Genomic DNA, 17,261 nt, shown 5'->3' with positions numbered 1-17,261 from the left:
CGTTAAGATGCCGACATGGGAGAGCGGCCCGTCGCGCCCGCCGCGCCCGAGCTGGTCCTGGAGATCGGCGGGGACGCGACCCTGATGAACCCGAGCCGCGTCTATCGCATCGGACGCGACCCCACCAGCGACTTCGTCCTGGCCGATGCCCGGACGTCATGGCACCACGCCGTGCTGCGAGCGGCCGGCGGCCAGTGGACCGTCGAGGACGAGGGCAGCACGAACGGCACCTTCACCGACGACCGACGGGTGCACCTGAGCGCGGTCGGCCCGGGCACGGTCATCCGCTTCGGCCACCCCTCGGACGGTCCGGTGGCGGTCCTGTCGGCACCGGCGCGGGCGCAGGCTCCCGCCCCTCCGCCTCCGCCACCCGCGCCTTCACCCCCGCCCGCACCTACGCCGGAGCCGGCGCCGGCATCGTACGATCCGGTTCCCGAGCCGGCGTCCTACGAGCCGGCCCCCTACGAGCCCGCGCCCCGCGAGCCCGCGCCCGCCCCGTACGAGCCCCCGCCCCGCGAGCCCGACGCCGTCGCCGATCCCGCTCCCCTGCCGTACGAGCCGGCACCGGCGCCGTACGAGCCCGCGCCCGCCCCGCCCCCCGTGGCCCCGCGCCCGTCCTCCGTCTCGTACCCCGCCCGCACCGGCACCTTCCGGCAGCCGACCTCCGTCCGGCCGCTGCCCGCGCGCAGCGTCCGGATCGGGCGGGCGCCCGACAACGACCTGGTCGTCGACGATCTGACGGTCTCGCGGCGGCACGCCGAGCTGCGGGCGGCGCCCGACGGCACGTACTGGATCCACGACCTCGGCAGCCACAACGGAACCTTCCTCAACGGCAGCCCCGTCGACCACGCCCGGGTGACCGCGGAGGACATCGTCGGCATCGGGCACTGCGCGTTCTGCCTGATCGGCGGCAACCTCGTCGAGTTCACCGACACCGGCGAGGTCTCGCTCGACGTGCAGGAGCTCGACGTCACCGTGGACCACGGCCGCAAGACCCTGCTCGACGGCGTGTCCTTCCCCGTCGGGCAGAAGTGCCTGCTCGCCGTCGTCGGCCCGTCCGGCGCGGGCAAGTCGACGCTGCTGGGCGCGCTGACCGGGCAGCGGCCCGCCGACCGGGGCACGGTGCTCTACGACGGCCGCGACCTCTACCGGGACTACGCGGAACTGCGCCAGCGCATCGGCCTCGTCCCGCAGGACGACATCCTGCACCTCCAGCTCACCGTGCGCCGGGCCCTCTCGTACGCCGCCGAGCTGCGCTTCCCGGAGGACACGGCCGCGGCCGAGCGGCGCGCCCGGGTGGACGAGGTGATCGGGGAGCTCGGCCTGGTGGAACGGGCCGGGCAGCCCATCCACAGCCTCTCCGGCGGGCAGCGCAAGCGGGTCAGCGTGGCCCTCGAACTGCTCACCAAGCCCTCGCTGCTCTTCCTCGACGAGCCGACCTCCGGGCTCGACCCGGGCATGGACCGCTCGGTGATGCACATGCTGCGCGGACTCGCCGACGACGGGCGCACCGTCATCGTCGTCACCCACAGCGTGCTGAGCCTGGACGTCTGCGACCGGCTGCTGGTCCTCGCGCCGGGCGGCCGGGTCGCCTACTACGGGCCGCCCGACGAGACCCTCGGCTTCTTCGGCTTCGACCAGTGGCCGGAGGCGTTCGAGGCCTTCGAGAACGACAAGGCCCGCGACTGGGCCGGCCAGTACCGCGCCTCCCGCTTCCACCGGCAGTACATCGCCGAGGCCATGGTGCGGCAGCCGGCGCCCGGGGCCTTCGGCGCTCCGCCCGCCGCCGCACCGCCGCCGCCGAAGCCGCAGAGCTGGTGGTCGCAGCTGCGGACGCTCGTCCGGCGGTACACGGCCGCCCTGGCCGCCGACCGGACCTTCCTGGTCATCATGATCGCGCTGCCCTTCGTGATGGGGGCGATGGCGCGGGCGCTCTCCGAGGGCAGTCTCGGCCCCGAGTCGACGCTGAACGTGCTGCTGATCCTGTGCGTGGGCGGTGTCCTCACCGGGGCCGCGAACGCGGTGCGGGAACTGGTCAAGGAACGCACGATCTACCGCCGGGAGAGAGCCGTCGGCCTCTCGCGCTCGGCGTACCTCATGTCCAAGGTCGTGGTCCTCGGGGTGATCACGATCGTGCAGGCGGTGGTCCTGACCCTGGTCGCGCTGATCGGCGTGCCGCTGAACGTGCCGGACGGCCAGGGGGTGCTGATGCCCGCGCTGGTGGAGCTCACGCTGGCCGTCGCCCTGCTCGCCTTCACCGCGATGATGCTCGGCCTCTTCGTGTCCGCGCTGGTGCGCAAGGAGGAGGTGACGATGCCGCTGCTCGTCCTCCTGGCCATCGTGCAGGTGGTGTTCTGCGGGGCCCTGCTGAACGTGCGAGGGACGCCGGTCCTGGAGCAGCTGGCCTGGCTGGTGCCGTCCCGCTGGGCGTTCGCGGCGATGGGCGCGACCATCGACATCGGGGCCGTCGCGCCGAGCGAGAAGACGGCGGACCCGCTGATGGACCACACCGTCGGCGCCTGGCTCTTCGACATGGGGATGCTGGTGGTGCTCTGTGTGGTCCTCGGCTTCGTCGTCGCCCGGCTGCTGCGCCGGCACGAGCCGGTCGTGATGCGGAGGTAGCGTGCCGTGAACACCGTCGTACCGGATTCCGGTTCCTCGTACGTGCCCGACTTCCGGCCCACGCACATCGTGCCCCGCGAGGGTCTGTCCGCCTGGGAGTCGCCCGACCCGTCGCTGCCGACCGCGCCGCTCGACGCGTTCCTGCCGGTGCGGCTCGTGGACCGGGCCGGCGACTGGGGGCGGATCCTCTGCTCCAACGGCTGGTCGGCCTGGGTCGACGCCCGCCTGCTCGTCTCCGTGCCCGACGACCCGCCCGCCGCGGGCGGCCCGCTCACCCGCACCGCCGACCCCCGGCCGCTGATCGCCCGCGCGGAGGACGCCCTGGGCCGCTACCGGCGGGCCGCGGAGGAGCTGGCCGGCGGCAGGGCGGACGGCGAGACGTTCCGGCGGCGCACGCGCGGGCTGCGGGTGGGCATGGTCGTCGACGGCGAGTCGCTGTGGCTGTACGACGCCGAGCACGAGCGGTGGCTGTACTGCGACGGCACCGGCCTGAGCACGTACGCGGCCTCCTCGGCGCCGTCGGCGGGCGGGCCGGTGCCGGGCGCGTCACACGAGCCGACGCAGATCGTGCCCCAGCTGGACTCCGAGCCGCCCGGCGCGCCGCGTACGCGGGTGGTGGGCCCGGACGGAACGGGTGAGGGCCGATGACGGGCCAGGACCTGCCACCGGATCCGGCCGCGGGCGGGCCGACGGCCCCGCCCCCGCACGCGCCTCCCGGCCCGCCCCCGAACCCGTCCCCGGCCGTGCCCACGGACACCGCCCCCGGTACGGCCCCGGACACGGAGTTCGCCCCGCTGCCGGTCGGCCGCGACTCGGGGCTCATCGGCAAGCGGATCGCGGGCTACCGGGTCGAGGAGGAGATCGGGCGCGGCGGCATGGCGGTGGTCTACCGGGCCCACGACCTGAACCTCGACCGGACCGTCGCGCTGAAGCTGCTCGCGCCCGAGCTGGCCCGCGACGACACCTTCCGCAGGCGCTTCGCGCACGAGTCGCGGGTGGCCGCGTCGATCGACCACCCGCACATCGTGCCGGTCTTCGAGGCGAGCGAGACGGAGGGGATGCTGTACATCGCGATGCGGTACGTGCCGGGGCAGGACCTGCGGGCCCTGGAGGACCGCGAGGGCGCGCTCGACCCGGTGACGACGGGGCGGATCGCCATCCAGGTGGCGTCCGCCCTGGACGCGGCGCACGCCCACGACCTGGTGCACCGGGACGTGAAGCCGGGCAACATCCTGGTGGCCGAGGGCACCGACCGGGACCATCCGGAGCACGTGTACCTGACCGACTTCGGCCTGACGAAGAAGTCGCTCTCGCTGACCGGTTTCACGACGGTGGGGCAGTTCGTCGGCACGCTGGACTACGTGGCGCCCGAGCAGATCTCGGGCAAACCGGTGGACGGCCGCTGCGACGTCTACAGCCTGGGCTGCGTGGTCTTCGAGATGCTCACCGGGGTGGTGCCGTTCCGCAGGGACGACGACATCGCGGTGCTGTGGGCGCAGCAGTACGATCCGCCGCCCCCTCTGTCGGAGGTGCGGGCCGGGCTGCCGGACGCGGCGGACACGGTGCTCGGGAAGGCGCTGGCGAAGGCGCCCGAGGAGCGCTACGGGACCTGCCTGGAGTTCGTCATGGAGCTGCGGGCGGCGCTGGAACGGGGGACCCGGGCGAAGGAGCCGCCGCGCGACACCGACGGCGGCGGCCGGCCGCAGGGGCCGCCGCCGGAGCCGCCGGCGTGGGCGCGGCCGGTGTTCCGGCGGATCGGGGAGGACGGGGCGGACCGGTTCGACCGGTGAAGGGACCGGTTCGACGGGTGAAGGGACCGGTTGGACCGGTGAGGGTGTGGGGCGGGGTGACGAGCGTGGTCCGTGACGGCCTCACCCGGCCGGCGGCCCCGGCGGCACGGGCGGCGTGGGCGGTACCGGCGGTGTCGGCGGCTCGGACGGGGGCGCCGCGTCCTTCGGCCGCCCGGCGTCGACCTCGCCGCGGCGGCGGACGGGGGTGGCGAGCAGTCCGCCGAGGAAGCCGGCCACCAGGCCCCAGAGCAGGGCGAGGCCGACGGTCTTCCAGACGTCCGGGCGGAGCACGACCTCGCCGCCGAGCGACTCCAGTTCGCCGATGCCGAGGATCGAGAGGCCGAACCGCGCCTCGACGAGGGTGAGCGGGGTGACGACGAGCATCGCGAGGGCGAAGGCGATCCCGAGGTGGAGGGAGTGCTGCCAGAGCCGCGTGCGGGCCGGGGAGCGGACGGCCGCCACGAAGGCGGCGGCGAGCACCAGGACGGCCGCGACCGGCAGCAGCCACCAGGCGCGCGCGTCGTAGGAGGCGAGGGAGGACAGGTCGAGGGTGGACAGGTCCTTGCCGCCGTTCCCGCCGCGCAGCACGTCGTCGAGGATCTGCGGCATGGGCAGCCCGAACGGGCCGTCGACCCGGCCCTGCCAGGAACCGCCGATGCCGACGCCGAGGGCGAGCCAGCTGACGTTGGGCAGGCCGAGCAGGAGCACGGCGAGGGTCTGCGCCGCGTGGCCCTTGGTCGCGGCGACGACGATCCCGATCACGAGGCCGATCACCACGTACGCGAGGACGAGCAGCAGCATCGCGGAGGCGGCCGGGCGGACGGCCTGGTGGTGGCGGACGAGGCGGGCGGGCAGCGGGGTCCGGCGGGAGACGAGCAGGGCGACGACGAGGACGCCGAGGATCCACAGCAGGCCGTAGAAGAGCGTGGGGCCGAGGTCGGTGCGGAAGCCCACGGAGGGGTTCACCGCGTCCAGGAGCTCGCTGAACAGGTCGCCGAGGTCGCCGCCGCCCTGGGAGGTGTCGCCGCCGAGGGTGATCGGGAAGTCGTGCCGGGCCAGCGCGGAGAGGCCCGCGAGCGCGGCCAGCCAGATCAGGACGGTCGGCACGGCGAGGGACAGCAGGTCGCGGCTGCGGGCGACGGCGTGGTGGCGCAGCGGGCGCAGGAAGCAGAAGCCGGTGACGAGTGCGCCCACCAGGGTGACGGTGAGCGGCATGGCGGTGATCTCGGCCTGGGTGCCGGCGAGGTCGCCGGCGTCACCGGCGAGGCCGACCTGGCCGCCCGCGGCCATGACGACGACCGCGGCGAGGACGGCGACGAAGGCGCCCGCGCCGCCGGGGAGGTCCGCGGCGCCCGCGGCCCACAGTCCGAGGCCGGCGACGACGCCCATCGCCACGAGTCCGGCGGCGACCGCGAGCAGCGCCAGCGCCGCGTCACGGACGAGGTGCCCCGGGGGGCGGGGGCCCGGGGGCGGGCCGGCTGGGGTGGAGAGCGGGGTGCTCACCCCGCCCACGCTAGTACCGGAGGGCGCGGTCCGCTTGCGGGCGGGACCCGGTTGGCGCACACAATGGGCGCGGAACGGAAGAAAGGGAAAAACGTGACTTCCCACCCGCCGTCCGGCACCCCCTCGGTCCCCCCTGCCGGCCCTCCCTCGGGACCCCTCTCGGGCCCGACCACGCGCCCCGGCCAGGCCACGCCCCCACCGCCTTCAGGGCCGCCGTACGACGGTTCCGGCGGCGGATCCGGCGGAAGCTCCGGCGGGAGCGGTTCCGGCGGGAGCGGTTCCGGCGGGGGCGGCGGTCCGGGAGGCTCCGGCGGCGCTCCGGGCGGAGGCCAGGGCGGCGGCGGATCCGGTGCCGGCGGTACGGGCGGAGGCGCGGCGGGCGGTGGCGGCGGGGGCCCGTGGTGGCGTTCGGTGCCGAAGGTCGCCTCGCTCACCGCCGTCCTGGTGGCGGCGATCGCGCTCGTCGTGGTCCTCACCCGGGGCGACGGCGGGGGCGGCGGGAACGAGGCGGGCGCCGGCGGCGGCGAGGTCTTCCTGCAGAACACCTCCGCCGCCGGCCCCCACCCCTTCACCCGCTCGACGGCCCTCGCGCCCGGCGCCTCCATGTCACCCGTCCCGCTGCCCCCCGAGACCGGCACCGACACCAACGCCACGCGCAGCGTGTCGGGTTCGGCCCCGGGTCTGTACGGCGGCACCCACCGCACGTCGAGCTGCGACGTCGAGCAGCAGATCCGCTTCCTGGCCGCCGAGCCCCCGAAGAACGCGGCCTTCGCCCAGGTCCTCGGCATCTCGGCCGCCGAGGTCCCGGGCTATCTGCGCTCCCTGACCTCGCTCCAGCTGCGCGTCGACACCCGGGTCACCAACCACGGCTTCCAGAACGGCGCCCCGACCCGGTTCCAGTCCGTGCTCCAGGCCGGCACCGCCGTCCTGGTGGACGACCACGGGGTGCCCCGGGTGCGGTGCGCCTGCGGCAACCCGCTGACGCCGCCGGTCGCGCAGTCGGCGCCGAAGCCGGTCGGCGCGGCCTGGCCCGGCTACCGGCCGAGCAACACGGTGGTCGTGCAGCCCTCGGTGACGGTCATCAACATCTTCGTGATCTACGACCCGCACGACGACCGCTGGATCGCCAGGAAGCCGGGCGACACCGGCCGTCACGACCAGCACACGACGCCTCCGCCGCCCCCGACCTCCCCCTCCACGTCACCGTCGACGTCCACCTCGACCTCCCCGTCCACCTCCCCGTCCACCTCGCCGATCAGCCCGCCGCCGTGCGTGACGATCACGGGGACGGAGACCCCGACGCCGGTCGGCGGCATCACGCCCTCGCCCTGCCCGTCGACGTCCTCGTCGAGCTCGTCGCCCTCCACGTCGTCCTCGTCCCCGTCGGCACCGTCCTCCTCGTCGTCGTCCCCGTCGTCCTCGTCGGCGCCCGCCTCGGATTCCTCGGGTCCGCAGTCGCAGCCGGCGAACCTGACGACGACGGGATCCTCGTCCTCGGCGGCGTCGTCGTCCTCGGCGAGCGAGAGCGCGACCAGGTCCGGGACGGCTTCGGCCGCGACCTCGGCGTCGACCTCTCCCTCGACCTCCGCGTCGACCTCGCCGCCCGCGCCGGGCGCGCCGGGCGCCCCCGGTCCTCAGCCGGTCGTCTGAGCGGGCGCCGGGTACTCCCCCGGCGCCACGACGGCGGCACGGGCGTGCCGCCGCAGGACCCGGGCCTCGCCCCGGCGCAGCACCGGTCCCGGCACCACGAGGACGGGTCCCCCGGCCCGCGCCGTGACGGCCCGCAGCACCGGCCGTCGGCGCGGTCCGCCGAGGCGGCCGCGGCCCGTGGTCGTGCCGAGGACGAGCAGGTCACCGGGGCGGTCGGCCGCCCGGCAGAGGGCGGCGGCCGGAGCGTCGCGCACGAGGCGCCGCTCCACGACGAGCCCCTCGGGGGCGGCGCCCAGGGCGTCCTCGAAGGCCCGTGTCAGCCCGGCCCGGGCGTGCTCGGCCCACATGCCCGCCCAGGCCCGGTCGGGGGTGCGGGCGTACGCCGCCTCCCCTTCCGGCGGCCCCCAGGCCAGGACGGCGAGCAGTTCGGCGCGCTCGCGGCGGGCGAGGGCGGTGGCGTGGCGCAGGGCGGCGAGCGAGGCGAGCGAGCCGCTCACGCCGACGACGATCCTGCTCATGCCGGCTCGCAGGAGCGGGGCCGGGCGACGGGCGCGGCGGGAACGGTGACGGTGGCCGTCGCCGACGGGGAGGCCGTCTCCGCGCGGGCGGCCCGGTGGAGCACCACGCGCCGGAGTGATTGGATCCACGATCCGATGTCCAAGGGCACGGCGACCTGCTGCTCCGCCCGCCGCTGCCACGCCCTCTCGTCCTGGTCGGTGAAGTGTCCGGACATGGTGTGCTCCTCTCCCCCTGCTGCTCCTCTTGCCCTGGCCCGCAGGCCACTTGACGGGAGTCTGTAGCCTTATTGGCCTGGACAGCAGAGCCAATGAGGAGTGATTGGCATGGCACAGGGTCGAGTGGTCCGTACCGTGGTCACCGTCGCGGACCGCATGCTGAGCGGCCGCCAGCTCGCGGCGCTGCTCACCCCGCCGCCCGAGGGCCGCTTCGGCTACCGGGAACTGGCCCGGGCGGTGCGCGAGACGCTGCTCGACGGACGGGTGGCGCTGCGGATGCGGCTGCCCGCCGAGCGCGAGCTCGCCACGGCCCTCGGCGTCAGCCGGACCACCGTCACCTCCGCGTACGACCTGCTCAGGGAGAGCGGTTACGCGCACAGCCGCCAGGGCGCGGGGACCTGGACGGCGCTCCCCGAGGGGCAGTCGCCGATCGGTCCCGCCGCGATCCACGGCGACACCGGGTCCGTGATCGATCTCGCGCTCGCCGCGCCCGAGGCCCCGGCGGGCGTGCTCGCCGAGGCGCTGGCCGCCGCCTCCGCCGAACTGCCCCGCTACGCGACCACCCAGGGCTACCACCCGTACGGCCTGCCGGAACTGCGCGCCGCCATCGCCGACCGGTACTCCGCCCGGGGACTGCCGACCCGGCCGGAGCAGATCCTGGTGACGACCGGCGCCCAGCAGGCGCTGGCGCTGGCCCTCGCGCTGCTCGGCGGGCCCGGCGACCGGGTGCTGGCGGAGAACCCCTCGTACACCAACGCCCTGGACGCCATGCGCAACCACCGGCTGCGGATCACCCCCGTGCCGGTCACCGAGACGGGCTGGGACAGCGGCCTGATCGAGGCGGCGCTGCGGCAGACCGCGCCCCGGCTCGCCTACCTGATCCCCGACTTCCACAACCCGACCGGCCGCCTGATGCCGGAAGAGCAGCGGCGGGAGGTGGCCGGCGCGGCCCGGTCCACCCGGACCTGGCTGGTCGTGGACGAGACGCTCTCCGACATCGCCCTGGACGTCCCGGCGCCCCGCCCGTTCGCGGCCTCGGCCGGGCCCGGGACGGCGGAGCAGATCATCAGCGTCGGCTCGCTCAGCAAGAGCTGCTGGGGCGGGCTGCGGGTGGGCTGGGCGCGGGCCTCCTCCCGGATGGTGACGGAGCTGGCCCGGGTGCGGATCACCCACGACCTGTCGGGTTCGGTCCTCGACCAGCTGGTCGCCGTGGCCCTGATGGACCGGATCGACCCCCTCCTCCCGGACCGCGCCCGGGAGCTGCGGCGGCGCAGGGAGGCACTGGTGTCGGCGCTCGCCCGGCACGTGCCGGAATGGCGGTGGACGCTGCCGCCGGGCGGGCTGTGCCTCTGGATCGACCTGGGCCGCCCGATCGCCTCCCCGCTCGCGGCGCGGACCCTCGGGCACGGGGTGCGGGTCGAGGGCGGAGCCCGGTTCGGGGTGGACCCCGGTACCCACGAACACCGGCTGCGCATCCCGTACACGCTGCCCGGCGAGGTGTACGAGACGGCGGCCGAGCGGCTCGCGGCGGCCCTGGCGGGCGCCCCGGCGCGCATCGCCGACCCCGGGCTGCCGGAGTGGGTGGCCTGAGCCGTCCGGCGCGCCCCGCGCGCCCCGGCAGCCCGATAATCGGATGCCCGGGGCGACGGACCGTGTGTACGGTCCCAGGGTGGAACCTCTGACCGACAAACAGATCCGTGCGTCCTTCGTGAACTGCACGAAGGGCGACGCGGCCCGGATGAAGACGCCGCTCGACTTCGCCGAGCTCCCCTGGTCCGACCTCGACTTCCTCGGCTGGGTCGACCCGGGCGCGCCGCTGCGCGCCCATCTCGTCGTCCCGCGTCCGGAGGGCCCGGTCGGCGTCACCCTGCGGGTGCCGGCGGTGGGCCGCACGAGCGCCGTGAAGTCCAGCATGTGCCAGATCTGCCTGACCGCGCACGCCTCGTCCGGCGTCACCCTGCTGGCCGCACCGCTCGCGGGCACCCGGGGTCGCGAGGGCAACACGATCGGCACCTACGTCTGCGCCGACCTCGCCTGCCCCCTCTACGTGCGCGGCAAGCGCGAGCCCCGGCTGCGCGGCCTCCGGCACGAGGAGTCCCTGAGCGTGCCGGAGCGGCTCGACCGGATGATGGGCAACCTGCACGCCTTCGTGGACCGCGTGACGGCCGGCTAGGCCGCGTCTTCCGGATCGGGCGGGCCTCCGGTCCGCGGGTCCGGCCGACCGTCGGTCCTCGGGTCCCGCGGACCGGCGGTCGGCCCTGCCGCACGGCACCGGGCGGCCCGGGACCGAGACCGTGCCGGGTCAGGAACGCTCGACGGCGGCCTTGATCCGGCGGGCGAAGTCGGGAGCGTCCTTGCGAGCCGCGCGAAGCGCCGGGCCGAGCAGGATGCGACCGAGACCGTGGCCTTCGAGCACGTTGAAGATCCGGACCCGGGTGCGGCCGTCCGGCAGCGGTTCGAGGTCGTAGCCGCCCTCGGCCGTGATGAGGTTCTTGCTCTGCTCGCTCCAGCGGATCGTGCGCGGCGCTCCCAGAGCGGTGATGCGGAACTCGCGGGAGGTCTTCACCCCGGCGTCCTTCACGGTGCTGCGGAACACCGTCCCGACCGTGGTCGGGCCGTCCGGAGTCTTCGTGATCTCCAGGACCCGGGGGCTGAACTCGGGGTCGTTGCGGCCGTCGGCGAGGTAGGCGAAGACCTCCTCCACCGGGCGGTCGACCTCGACGCTGGCCTCGAACTCTCCGGACATTGCGGCTCCTCGCTCTGTGCCCGGCCTGGGCTCCACGGCAACGATCCCAGAGAGTCGAGACCGCCGCCTCCCGGCCGTGAGGCAGCGGGGTGCTACAAGGAGAGGGCCTGCCCCCGGAGCATCTCCGGCATGGGCGACGGCGACGGGATCAGGCCCGGCAGCAGCCAGGGCTGGAAGAGGCTCAGTACCGCGAGCACGAGGAAGGCCGCCCCGACGACCTGGGCGAAGACGGGGCCCAGCCGCCAGAGCTTCTCGACGAAGACGACCACGGCCACCGCGGCCATCGCCAGGACGTTCATGACGCCCAGCGGGACGAGCACGGCCATCAGCCCCCAGCAGCAGCCGACGCAGTACGCCCCGTGGTGCGCCCCGACCCGCAGATCGCGGGCGCGGGGCCGGAAGCCCGCGTAGCGCACGAGCTGGCCCATCGGGCTCCGGCAGTGGCGCAGGCAGAGGTCCTTCCACGGGCCGAACTGGTACAGCCCGGCGACCAGGAACGCCCCGGCACCGATCCAGCGCCCGGCGCCCGGGTGCGCGTCCACCAGGGCCCCCGTTCCGGCGAGCAGCCCGTAGGCGACCAGGCCGAAGGCCGTCCAGGCCAGCAGGTAGCCGCTGACGAACTGGGCGGTACGGGCCGCCCGCACGGCCCGCGTGGGCGCCTGGCGCCCGATGGCCCGCGCCCAGGTGAGGGCCACCGGGGCCACCGACGGGAACATCATGGCGATCATCATGACCAGCCACAGCAGCAGGAACGGCGCGACGCCCATGCCCATGGTGCCCGGCTCGACCCCCATGTCACGGGCCTGCTCGACCACCAGCACCCAGGCCAGGACCGCGATCGCCGCCATCAGCGACCAGGCGAGGGCGAGCTGCCGGGCCGACAGCAGATTCGCCGGACGCAGAGGGGGTGACAGGGCCTTCCGGTCGAGGCGCACCCTTCCAGCACATCACGGCCCGTCCACCTCTGCGCGGGGGGGCGGGCGGGGGCGCAGGGGGGACGCGTGTACGCGGCAGGCATCGTCTCCGGGCGGGCCCCGCGGTGGGACAATCGGAGTGGATACCCCGTACGACCCGGGCGTGGGCCGGCGATGGTTCCCGGGGGTTGTGCCGTCCTCCCGAGACCGACGTCCCGGCACGGTCACGAGGAGGCAGGGAGATGTCCGAGACGACGGCGGCCGTTCCCCGGTGGCACGCGGCGGGCGACTGGTTCGACACCTGCAAGTGCAACGTGCCCTGCCCCTGCTCCTTCGCCCAGCTCCCCACCCACGGCGACTGCGACGGCATCCTGGCCTGGCACATCCGCGAGGGCCGGTACGGCGACGTGTCGCTGGACGGGCTGAACGTGCTGATGCTGGGCTCGTTCGTCGGCAACATCTGGGCCGAGCACACGGACACGTACGCCGCGGTCTTCGTCGACGAACGCGCCGACGACCCCCAGCGCGAGGCGCTTCAGATGATCTTCAGCGGGCAGGCGGGCAGCTGGCCCGCCGAGATGGTGAGCATGATGGGCGCCGAGATGCGCGGCATGGAGTTCGCCCCCGTCGAGATCGAGGTCGCCGACGACCTCGCGAGCTGGCGGGCCGTGGTGCCGGGCCGGGTCGAGGCGAGCGCGGTCGCGCTCACGGGACCCACGACCCCGGAGGGCGCGCGCGTCCAGTCGACCAACCTGCCGGGCGCCGAGACCGGCCCCGGCCAGGTCGCGACCTGGGGCCGCTCGACGGCGGACCGCGCCGACGCCCACGGCTTCCTCTGGAGCCGCGAAGGGCGCTCCAGCAAGCACATCACCTTCGACTGGACCGGTCCCGACCAGCGGTGAGACGGACGTCCCACGCCGAGTCGGGGGGCCCGTCGGATCAGGCCCCGCCGGGCCGGCCGGTGATCAGCGGAAGGCCTGCTCGCCGGTGAGCGCCTTGCCGATGACCAGGGCGTGCACCTCGCTGGTGCCCTCGTAGGTGAGGACCGACTCCAGGTTGTTGGCGTGGCGCAGCACCGGGTACTCCAGGGTGATGCCGTTGGCGCCCAGGATGGTGCGGCACTCGCGGGCGACGGCGATGGCCTCGCGGACGTTGTTGAGCTTGCCGACGCTGATCTGCTCGGGGGTCAGTTCGCCCGCGTCCTTCAGGCGGCCGAGGTGCAGGGCGAGCAGCATGCCCTTGCCGAGCTCCAGGGACATGTCGGCGAGCTTCGCCTGGGTCAGCTGGTACGAGGAGAGCGGGCGGGCGAAGACGGTGCGGTCCGCGGCGTAGGAGATCGCGGTCTCCAGGCAGTCGCGGGCCGCGCCGAGCGCGCCGAAGACGATGCCGAAGCGGGCCTCGTTGAGGCAGCCGAGCGGGCCGGACAGGCCGCGGGCCTCCGGCAGGACCGCGTCGGCGGGCAGCCGGACGTCGTCCATGACGAGCTCGCTGGTGACGCTGGCGCGCAGGGACAGCTTCTGCTTGATCTCGGGGGCGCTGAAGCCGGGGGTGTCCGTGGGGACGACGAAGCCGCGGACGCCCTCCTCGGTCCGGGCCCACACCACGGCGACGTCGGCGACGGAGCCGTTGGTGATCCACATCTTGGTGCCGTTCAGCACCCAGTCCGAGCCGTCCCGCTTGGCGTTGGTGCGCATGGCGCCGGGGTCGGAGCCGGCGTCGGGCTCGGTGAGGCCGAAGCAGCCGATGTACTCGCCGGCCGCCATCCCGGGCAGCCAGCGCTGCTTCTGCTCCTCGGAGCCGTACTTCCAGATCGCGTACATGGCGAGCGAGCCCTGGACGGAGACGAGGGAACGCAGGCCCGAGTCGACGGCCTCCAGCTCCATGCAGGCCAGGCCGTACGCGACGGAGTTCGTGCCCGCGCAGCCGTAGCCCTCCAGGTGCATGCCGAGGACGCCGAGGCCGCCGAGGGTGCGGGCGAGCTCGCGGGCCGGGATCGCGCCCTGCTCGAACCAGCCGGCCACGTGCGGGCGCAGCTCGCGGTCCGCCGCGGCCCGTACGGTGCGGCGGATCTCGCGCTCCTCGTCGGTCAGCAGCCCGTCGATCGCGAGCAGATCGAGCGGGTGGACGGGCGAGGACTGGGACGAACGCGACGGCTTCGGCGACGACTTCACGGACGGCCTCCTGGCGACTGTGGCAACTCGGCGTGCGGCAGCCTAGCCCCAGATTGGATATTGGATCCAGTCTTGAATATCGCCTGTCCGCTGCGTACGGTCCGGGGACATCCCGATCACCGACGATCGCCGCCGATCGCCCGACGGAGGAGAGCGGAGTGCCCATGGGTCCCACGGAAGCACCGGACGCGCCGGAGACTCCGGATTCACCGCACGCGCCGGAGCCGTTTCCTCCCGGCGCCCTTTCCGGGATCGTCGTCGCCGACTTCGGCCGGGTGCTCGCCGGGCCGTACATGACGATGCTGCTCGCGGACCTCGGCGCCGAGGTCGTGAAGATCGAGCGGCCGGGCTCCGGCGACGACACCCGCGCGTGGGGTCCTCCGTTCGCCGACGGGCAGGCCACGTACTTCCTCGGCGTGAACCGCAACAAGCGGTCCGTCACCCTCGATCTGACCGACCCGGCCGACCTCGCGACGGCCCGCGCGATCGTCGACCGCGCGGACGTCCTCGTGGAGAACTTCCGCCCCGGCACGATGGACCGGCTCGGCCTCGGCTACGAGCGGGTGCGGGCCTCCAACCCGGGGCTCGTCTACTGCTCGGTGACCGGCTTCGGCGCGGCGGAGGGCGCCCGCCTGCCCGGCTACGACCTGCTCGTGCAGGCCATGGGCGGCCTCATGAGCGTCACCGGCGAACCCGGCGGCGCCGGCACCAAGGCCGGGGTCGCCCTGGTCGACGTGATCACCGGCCTGCACGCCGGCCTCGGCGTCCTCGCCGCCCTGCGCCACCGCGAGCGCACCGGCGAGGGCCAGCGGGTGGAGGTCTCGCTGCTCACCTCGCTGCTGTCCGCGCTCACCAACCAGGCCGCCGCCCATCTCGCCACCGGGGCCGTCCCGCGCGCCATGGGCAACCGGCACCCGAGCATCGCCCCGTACGAGGTGTTCGAGGCGAGCGACCGGCCGCTGGTCCTGGCCGTCGGCAACGACCGGCAGTTCCGCGTGCTCTGCGAGCGGATCGGGGATCCCGGGCTCGCCGACGACCCCCGGTTCGCCGCCAACACCGCCCGGGTCGCCCACCGCGAGGAGCTGGTCGAGGCGCTCTCCGGGCCGCTGGCGGGGCGCACCGCCGACGCCTGGTTCGAGGTGCTCACCGAGGCCGGAGTGCCCTGCGGCCCGATCAACGACCTCGCGGGGGCCTTCGCCCTCGCCGACCGCCTGGGACTCGCCCCGCGCGTCCCCGCCTCCGCCGCGGGCCCGGGGCAGGTCGCCCACCCGATCACGCTCGGGGCGACCCCCGCCGCCTACCGCACCGCTCCCCCGCGCCTGGGCGAGCACACCGACGAGCTCCTGGCCGAACTGGGGCGCCCCGAGGCCTGACCGGCACCGGAGCACGGCCGCCCCGGTCGTCCACAGGCCGTCGTCCACAGGCTCGACACCGCGTCCCGGGGCCCGTAGCAAGATGGAGCGCACACCCCCGAGCGAAAGGTCACCGGCGATGAGCAGCGCGGTGGAGAGACGGCGGCCACCGACCGCCCAGCAGTTCGTCCTGGCGGAGCTGCGACGTGCCATCACCTCCGGGGAGTTGCGGCCGGGCGGAGCGATCCGGCAGGAGACCCTGGCGGCGCGGCTCGACGTGAGCCGGGTCCCGCTGCGCGAGGCCCTGAAGGCGCTGGAGGCCGAGGGGCTGGTCGTGCACCACGTCCACCGGGGCTATTTCGTGGCCGAGTTGTCCCTGGAGGACCTGGAGGAGATCTACCGGATCCGGCGGCTCCTGGAGACGGAGGCCGTGCGCGAGGCCGCCCACCGGCTGCCCGACGGCCTGCCCGACGCCCTGGAGGAGGCCCAGCGCGAGGTGGAGCGCGCCGCGGAGGCCGGGGACGTGGCCGCGATGGCGGAGGCCAACCGGCGCTTCCACTTCACGCTGATCGAGGCCTCCGGAATGCCCCGCCTGGTGCGTCTGATCGCCACCCTGTGGGACGCGACCGACGCGTACCGCTCGCTCTACTACGTCGAGGACGCGCACCGGGACGTGGCCGTCCACGAGCACCGGGCGGTCATCTCGGCGCTGGCCGGGGGCGACACGGACGCGACGGTGCGATGGCTGGACGAGCACCGGGGACCACGCGGTCGCCGCGCTGGCGCGAGGTGCTCCTCCGGGAGTGAGCCGGCGCCACGGCCCGAGGGCGGCTCGGGTGCCTGCTCCGCCGCGGGTGCGGCGGCGCGGGTGCGGCGGCGCGGGTGCGGCGTCCGGTCGGGCACCGGACGATGGTGGAGGGGCCCGGGTCAGGAGGCGCCGACGATGCGCAGCGACAGTGACACCCTCAGTGGCCGGTCCCGGCCGGTGCGGACGGCCGTGGCGTCCTGGACGTCCTTGTCGTCGGGGCGGGCCCGGTCGGGCTCACCGCGGCCCGCCGAGCTGCGCCGGCGCGGCGCCGGCGTGCGGATCGTCGAGCGGCTGCCCGCCCGCCTCCCGTACGCCAAGGCGGTCGGCATCCAGCCGCGCACCCTGGAGGTCTGGGACCGGGATGGGCTGCGCGCGGGCCGCGTGGGAGGCGGCCGTCCCGATGCGCGGGCAGCTCCTGTACGTCGACGGGGTCGAGCGGTCCCGCCTGGAGCTGGTGCTGCCGCCCGAGGTCCCGTACCGCTTCGCCGCGCTCCCGGCAGTACGAGACGGAGCGGATCCTGGAGGAGTTCCTGGCCGGCTTCGGGACCCGGATCGAACGGGGCACGGAACTCGTGTCGTTCGGGCAGGACGCGGACGGGGTGACCGCCCGGCTCCTCGCGACCCGGACTGGCGGGCCGCCGGCCGAGGAGGAGCTCCGCTGCCGGTACCTGGTCGGCTGCGACGGCGCGCACAGCACGGTGCGCAAGCAGCTCGGTCTCGGTTTCGAGGGCGGGCCTTCCCCGAGGAGTACATGCTGGGCGACGTGGAGGTCGACTGGGACCTGCCGCCCGGCTACGGGGTGCGGTCGACACGGCGGGGCCCTGACGGCCCAGACGGACGGACGGCCCGGACGACGACGTCCTGGTGGTGCATCCCGCTGCGAGGGAAACGGCCGTTACCGCGTGTCGATGAAACGTCCCGCCCGAACTCTCCCGCCGCGCAGCGGGCGGGGGACCGGAGGCCGGGGACGG

The 17,261-nt window shown here is 74.9% G+C and carries 14 protein-coding genes and 2 pseudogenes; 10 read left to right on the top strand and 6 right to left on the bottom strand.

Annotated elements, in window-relative coordinates; genetic code table 11:
* Positions 1–15: 15 nt before the first annotated feature.
* The 3 genes from ABD981_RS05995 to ABD981_RS05985 are packed head-to-tail and all read left to right on the top strand — an operon-like array spanning position 16 to position 4,412.
* On the top strand, positions 16–2,622 hold the full coding sequence (locus tag ABD981_RS05995) for an ABC transporter ATP-binding protein/permease (protein ID WP_046911169.1): 2,607 nt from the start codon (positions 16–18) through the stop codon (positions 2,620–2,622).
* 6 nt (positions 2,623–2,628) lie between these two features.
* Positions 2,629–3,270, top strand: a complete 642-nt coding sequence (locus ABD981_RS05990) for a hypothetical protein (protein WP_046911168.1) — start codon at positions 2,629–2,631, stop codon at positions 3,268–3,270.
* Complete coding sequence (locus ABD981_RS05985) at positions 3,267–4,412, top strand: protein kinase domain-containing protein (RefSeq protein ID WP_123955079.1); 1,146 nt, start codon at positions 3,267–3,269, stop codon at positions 4,410–4,412. The genes ABD981_RS05990 and ABD981_RS05985 overlap by 4 nt, the downstream gene beginning before the upstream one ends.
* A gap of 81 nt (positions 4,413–4,493) precedes the next feature.
* Here the strand turns inward: ABD981_RS05985 and ABD981_RS05980 are convergent, their stop codons facing one another.
* Complete coding sequence (locus ABD981_RS05980; RefSeq protein ID WP_382748383.1) at positions 4,494–5,915, bottom strand: streptophobe family protein; 1,422 nt, start codon at positions 5,913–5,915, stop codon at positions 4,494–4,496.
* A 93-nt stretch (positions 5,916–6,008) separates the two neighbouring features.
* Between ABD981_RS05980 and ABD981_RS05975 the strand changes: the two genes are divergently transcribed.
* A complete protein-coding gene (locus ABD981_RS05975) occupies positions 6,009–7,565 on the top strand; it encodes a DUF6777 domain-containing protein (protein WP_382748382.1) in 1,557 nt (518 codons plus the stop codon).
* On the opposite strand, the gene ABD981_RS05970 is transcribed toward ABD981_RS05975, so the two are convergent.
* Together ABD981_RS05970 and ABD981_RS05965 are read right to left on the bottom strand one after the other, a co-directional pair.
* Entirely contained in the window at positions 7,550–8,083 is a 534-nt protein-coding gene (locus ABD981_RS05970; protein ID WP_046911166.1) for a universal stress protein, read from the bottom strand. The genes ABD981_RS05975 and ABD981_RS05970 overlap by 16 nt on opposite strands.
* The gene (locus ABD981_RS05965) at positions 8,080–8,298 is read right to left on the bottom strand and encodes a hypothetical protein (protein WP_046911165.1); all 219 of its coding nucleotides are present in this window, start codon (positions 8,296–8,298) and stop codon (positions 8,080–8,082) included. The genes ABD981_RS05970 and ABD981_RS05965 overlap by 4 nt, the downstream gene beginning before the upstream one ends.
* Before the next feature lie 109 nt (positions 8,299–8,407).
* Between ABD981_RS05965 and yczR the strand changes: the two genes are divergently transcribed.
* Both yczR and ABD981_RS05955 read left to right on the top strand, forming a co-directional pair.
* Positions 8,408–9,889 carry a MocR-like transcription factor YczR gene (yczR, locus tag ABD981_RS05960; protein ID WP_046911164.1) on the top strand — a complete coding sequence of 494 codons (1,482 nt, stop codon included), beginning with the start codon at positions 8,408–8,410 and terminating at the stop codon, positions 9,887–9,889.
* Between the two features lie 79 nt (positions 9,890–9,968).
* Positions 9,969–10,472: an FBP domain-containing protein gene (locus ABD981_RS05955; protein WP_046911163.1), complete on the top strand. Its 504-nt coding sequence runs from the start codon at positions 9,969–9,971 to the stop codon at positions 10,470–10,472.
* A 129-nt stretch (positions 10,473–10,601) separates the two neighbouring features.
* Here the strand turns inward: ABD981_RS05955 and ABD981_RS05950 are convergent, their stop codons facing one another.
* Together ABD981_RS05950 and ABD981_RS05945 are read right to left on the bottom strand one after the other, a co-directional pair.
* On the bottom strand, positions 10,602–11,045 hold the full coding sequence (locus ABD981_RS05950) for an SRPBCC family protein (RefSeq protein ID WP_046911162.1): 444 nt from the start codon (positions 11,043–11,045) through the stop codon (positions 10,602–10,604).
* 92 nt (positions 11,046–11,137) lie between these two features.
* The gene (locus ABD981_RS05945) at positions 11,138–11,980 is read right to left on the bottom strand and encodes a DUF2182 domain-containing protein (protein WP_046911161.1); all 843 of its coding nucleotides are present in this window, start codon (positions 11,978–11,980) and stop codon (positions 11,138–11,140) included.
* A gap of 221 nt (positions 11,981–12,201) precedes the next feature.
* Here ABD981_RS05945 and ABD981_RS05940 point away from each other — a divergent pair, with 221 nt between their 5' ends.
* Positions 12,202–12,861 (top strand): DUF1326 domain-containing protein, encoded by a 660-nt coding sequence (locus tag ABD981_RS05940; RefSeq protein ID WP_046911160.1) that lies wholly within the window; start codon positions 12,202–12,204, stop codon positions 12,859–12,861.
* Between the two features lie 63 nt (positions 12,862–12,924).
* Here ABD981_RS05940 and ABD981_RS05935 read toward each other — a convergent pair whose 3' ends face one another.
* Positions 12,925–14,130, bottom strand: coding sequence for an acyl-CoA dehydrogenase family protein (locus ABD981_RS05935; RefSeq protein ID WP_046911159.1), 1,206 nt, complete (start codon positions 14,128–14,130; stop codon positions 12,925–12,927).
* Positions 14,131–14,294: 164 nt separating this feature from the next.
* Here ABD981_RS05935 and ABD981_RS05930 point away from each other — a divergent pair, with 164 nt between their 5' ends.
* The 3 genes and pseudogenes from ABD981_RS05930 to ABD981_RS05920 form a co-directional block, all read left to right on the top strand.
* Positions 14,295–15,503 carry a CaiB/BaiF CoA transferase family protein gene (locus ABD981_RS05930; protein ID WP_123955077.1) on the top strand — a complete coding sequence of 403 codons (1,209 nt, stop codon included), beginning with the start codon at positions 14,295–14,297 and terminating at the stop codon, positions 15,501–15,503.
* Between the two features lie 82 nt (positions 15,504–15,585).
* A pseudogene (locus ABD981_RS05925) lies at positions 15,586–16,179 on the top strand (GntR family transcriptional regulator); the annotation flags it as partial.
* A gap of 308 nt (positions 16,180–16,487) precedes the next feature.
* Positions 16,488–17,261, top strand: a pseudogene (locus ABD981_RS05920) (FAD-dependent monooxygenase); the annotation flags it as partial.

Source organism: Streptomyces showdoensis (genome assembly GCF_039535475.1).
Classification (GTDB): Bacteria; Actinomycetota; Actinomycetes; order Streptomycetales; family Streptomycetaceae; genus Streptomyces; species Streptomyces showdoensis.
Note: the sequence above shows the minus strand (reverse complement) of the source record. Positions and strands in the feature narration are given on the sequence as shown.

What these genes read in the sequence shown, in the direction of transcription:
- ABD981_RS05995 (WP_046911169.1), top strand. Translation starts at nt 16, where the DNA reads ATGGGAGAGCGGCCCGTCGCGCCCGCCGCGCCCGAGCTGGTCCTGGAG.
- ABD981_RS05985 (WP_123955079.1), top strand. Translation starts at nt 3,267, where the DNA reads ATGACGGGCCAGGACCTGCCACCGGATCCGGCCGCGGGCGGGCCGACG.
- ABD981_RS05970 (WP_046911166.1), bottom strand. Translation starts at nt 8,083, where the DNA reads ATGAGCAGGATCGTCGTCGGCGTGAGCGGCTCGCTCGCCTCGCTCGCC.
- ABD981_RS05965 (WP_046911165.1), bottom strand. Translation starts at nt 8,298, where the DNA reads ATGTCCGGACACTTCACCGACCAGGACGAGAGGGCGTGGCAGCGGCGG.
- yczR (WP_046911164.1), top strand. Translation starts at nt 8,408, where the DNA reads ATGGCACAGGGTCGAGTGGTCCGTACCGTGGTCACCGTCGCGGACCGC.
- ABD981_RS05950 (WP_046911162.1), bottom strand. Translation starts at nt 11,045, where the DNA reads ATGTCCGGAGAGTTCGAGGCCAGCGTCGAGGTCGACCGCCCGGTGGAG.
- ABD981_RS05940 (WP_046911160.1), top strand. Translation starts at nt 12,202, where the DNA reads ATGTCCGAGACGACGGCGGCCGTTCCCCGGTGGCACGCGGCGGGCGAC.
- ABD981_RS05930 (WP_123955077.1), top strand. Translation starts at nt 14,295, where the DNA reads ATGGGTCCCACGGAAGCACCGGACGCGCCGGAGACTCCGGATTCACCG.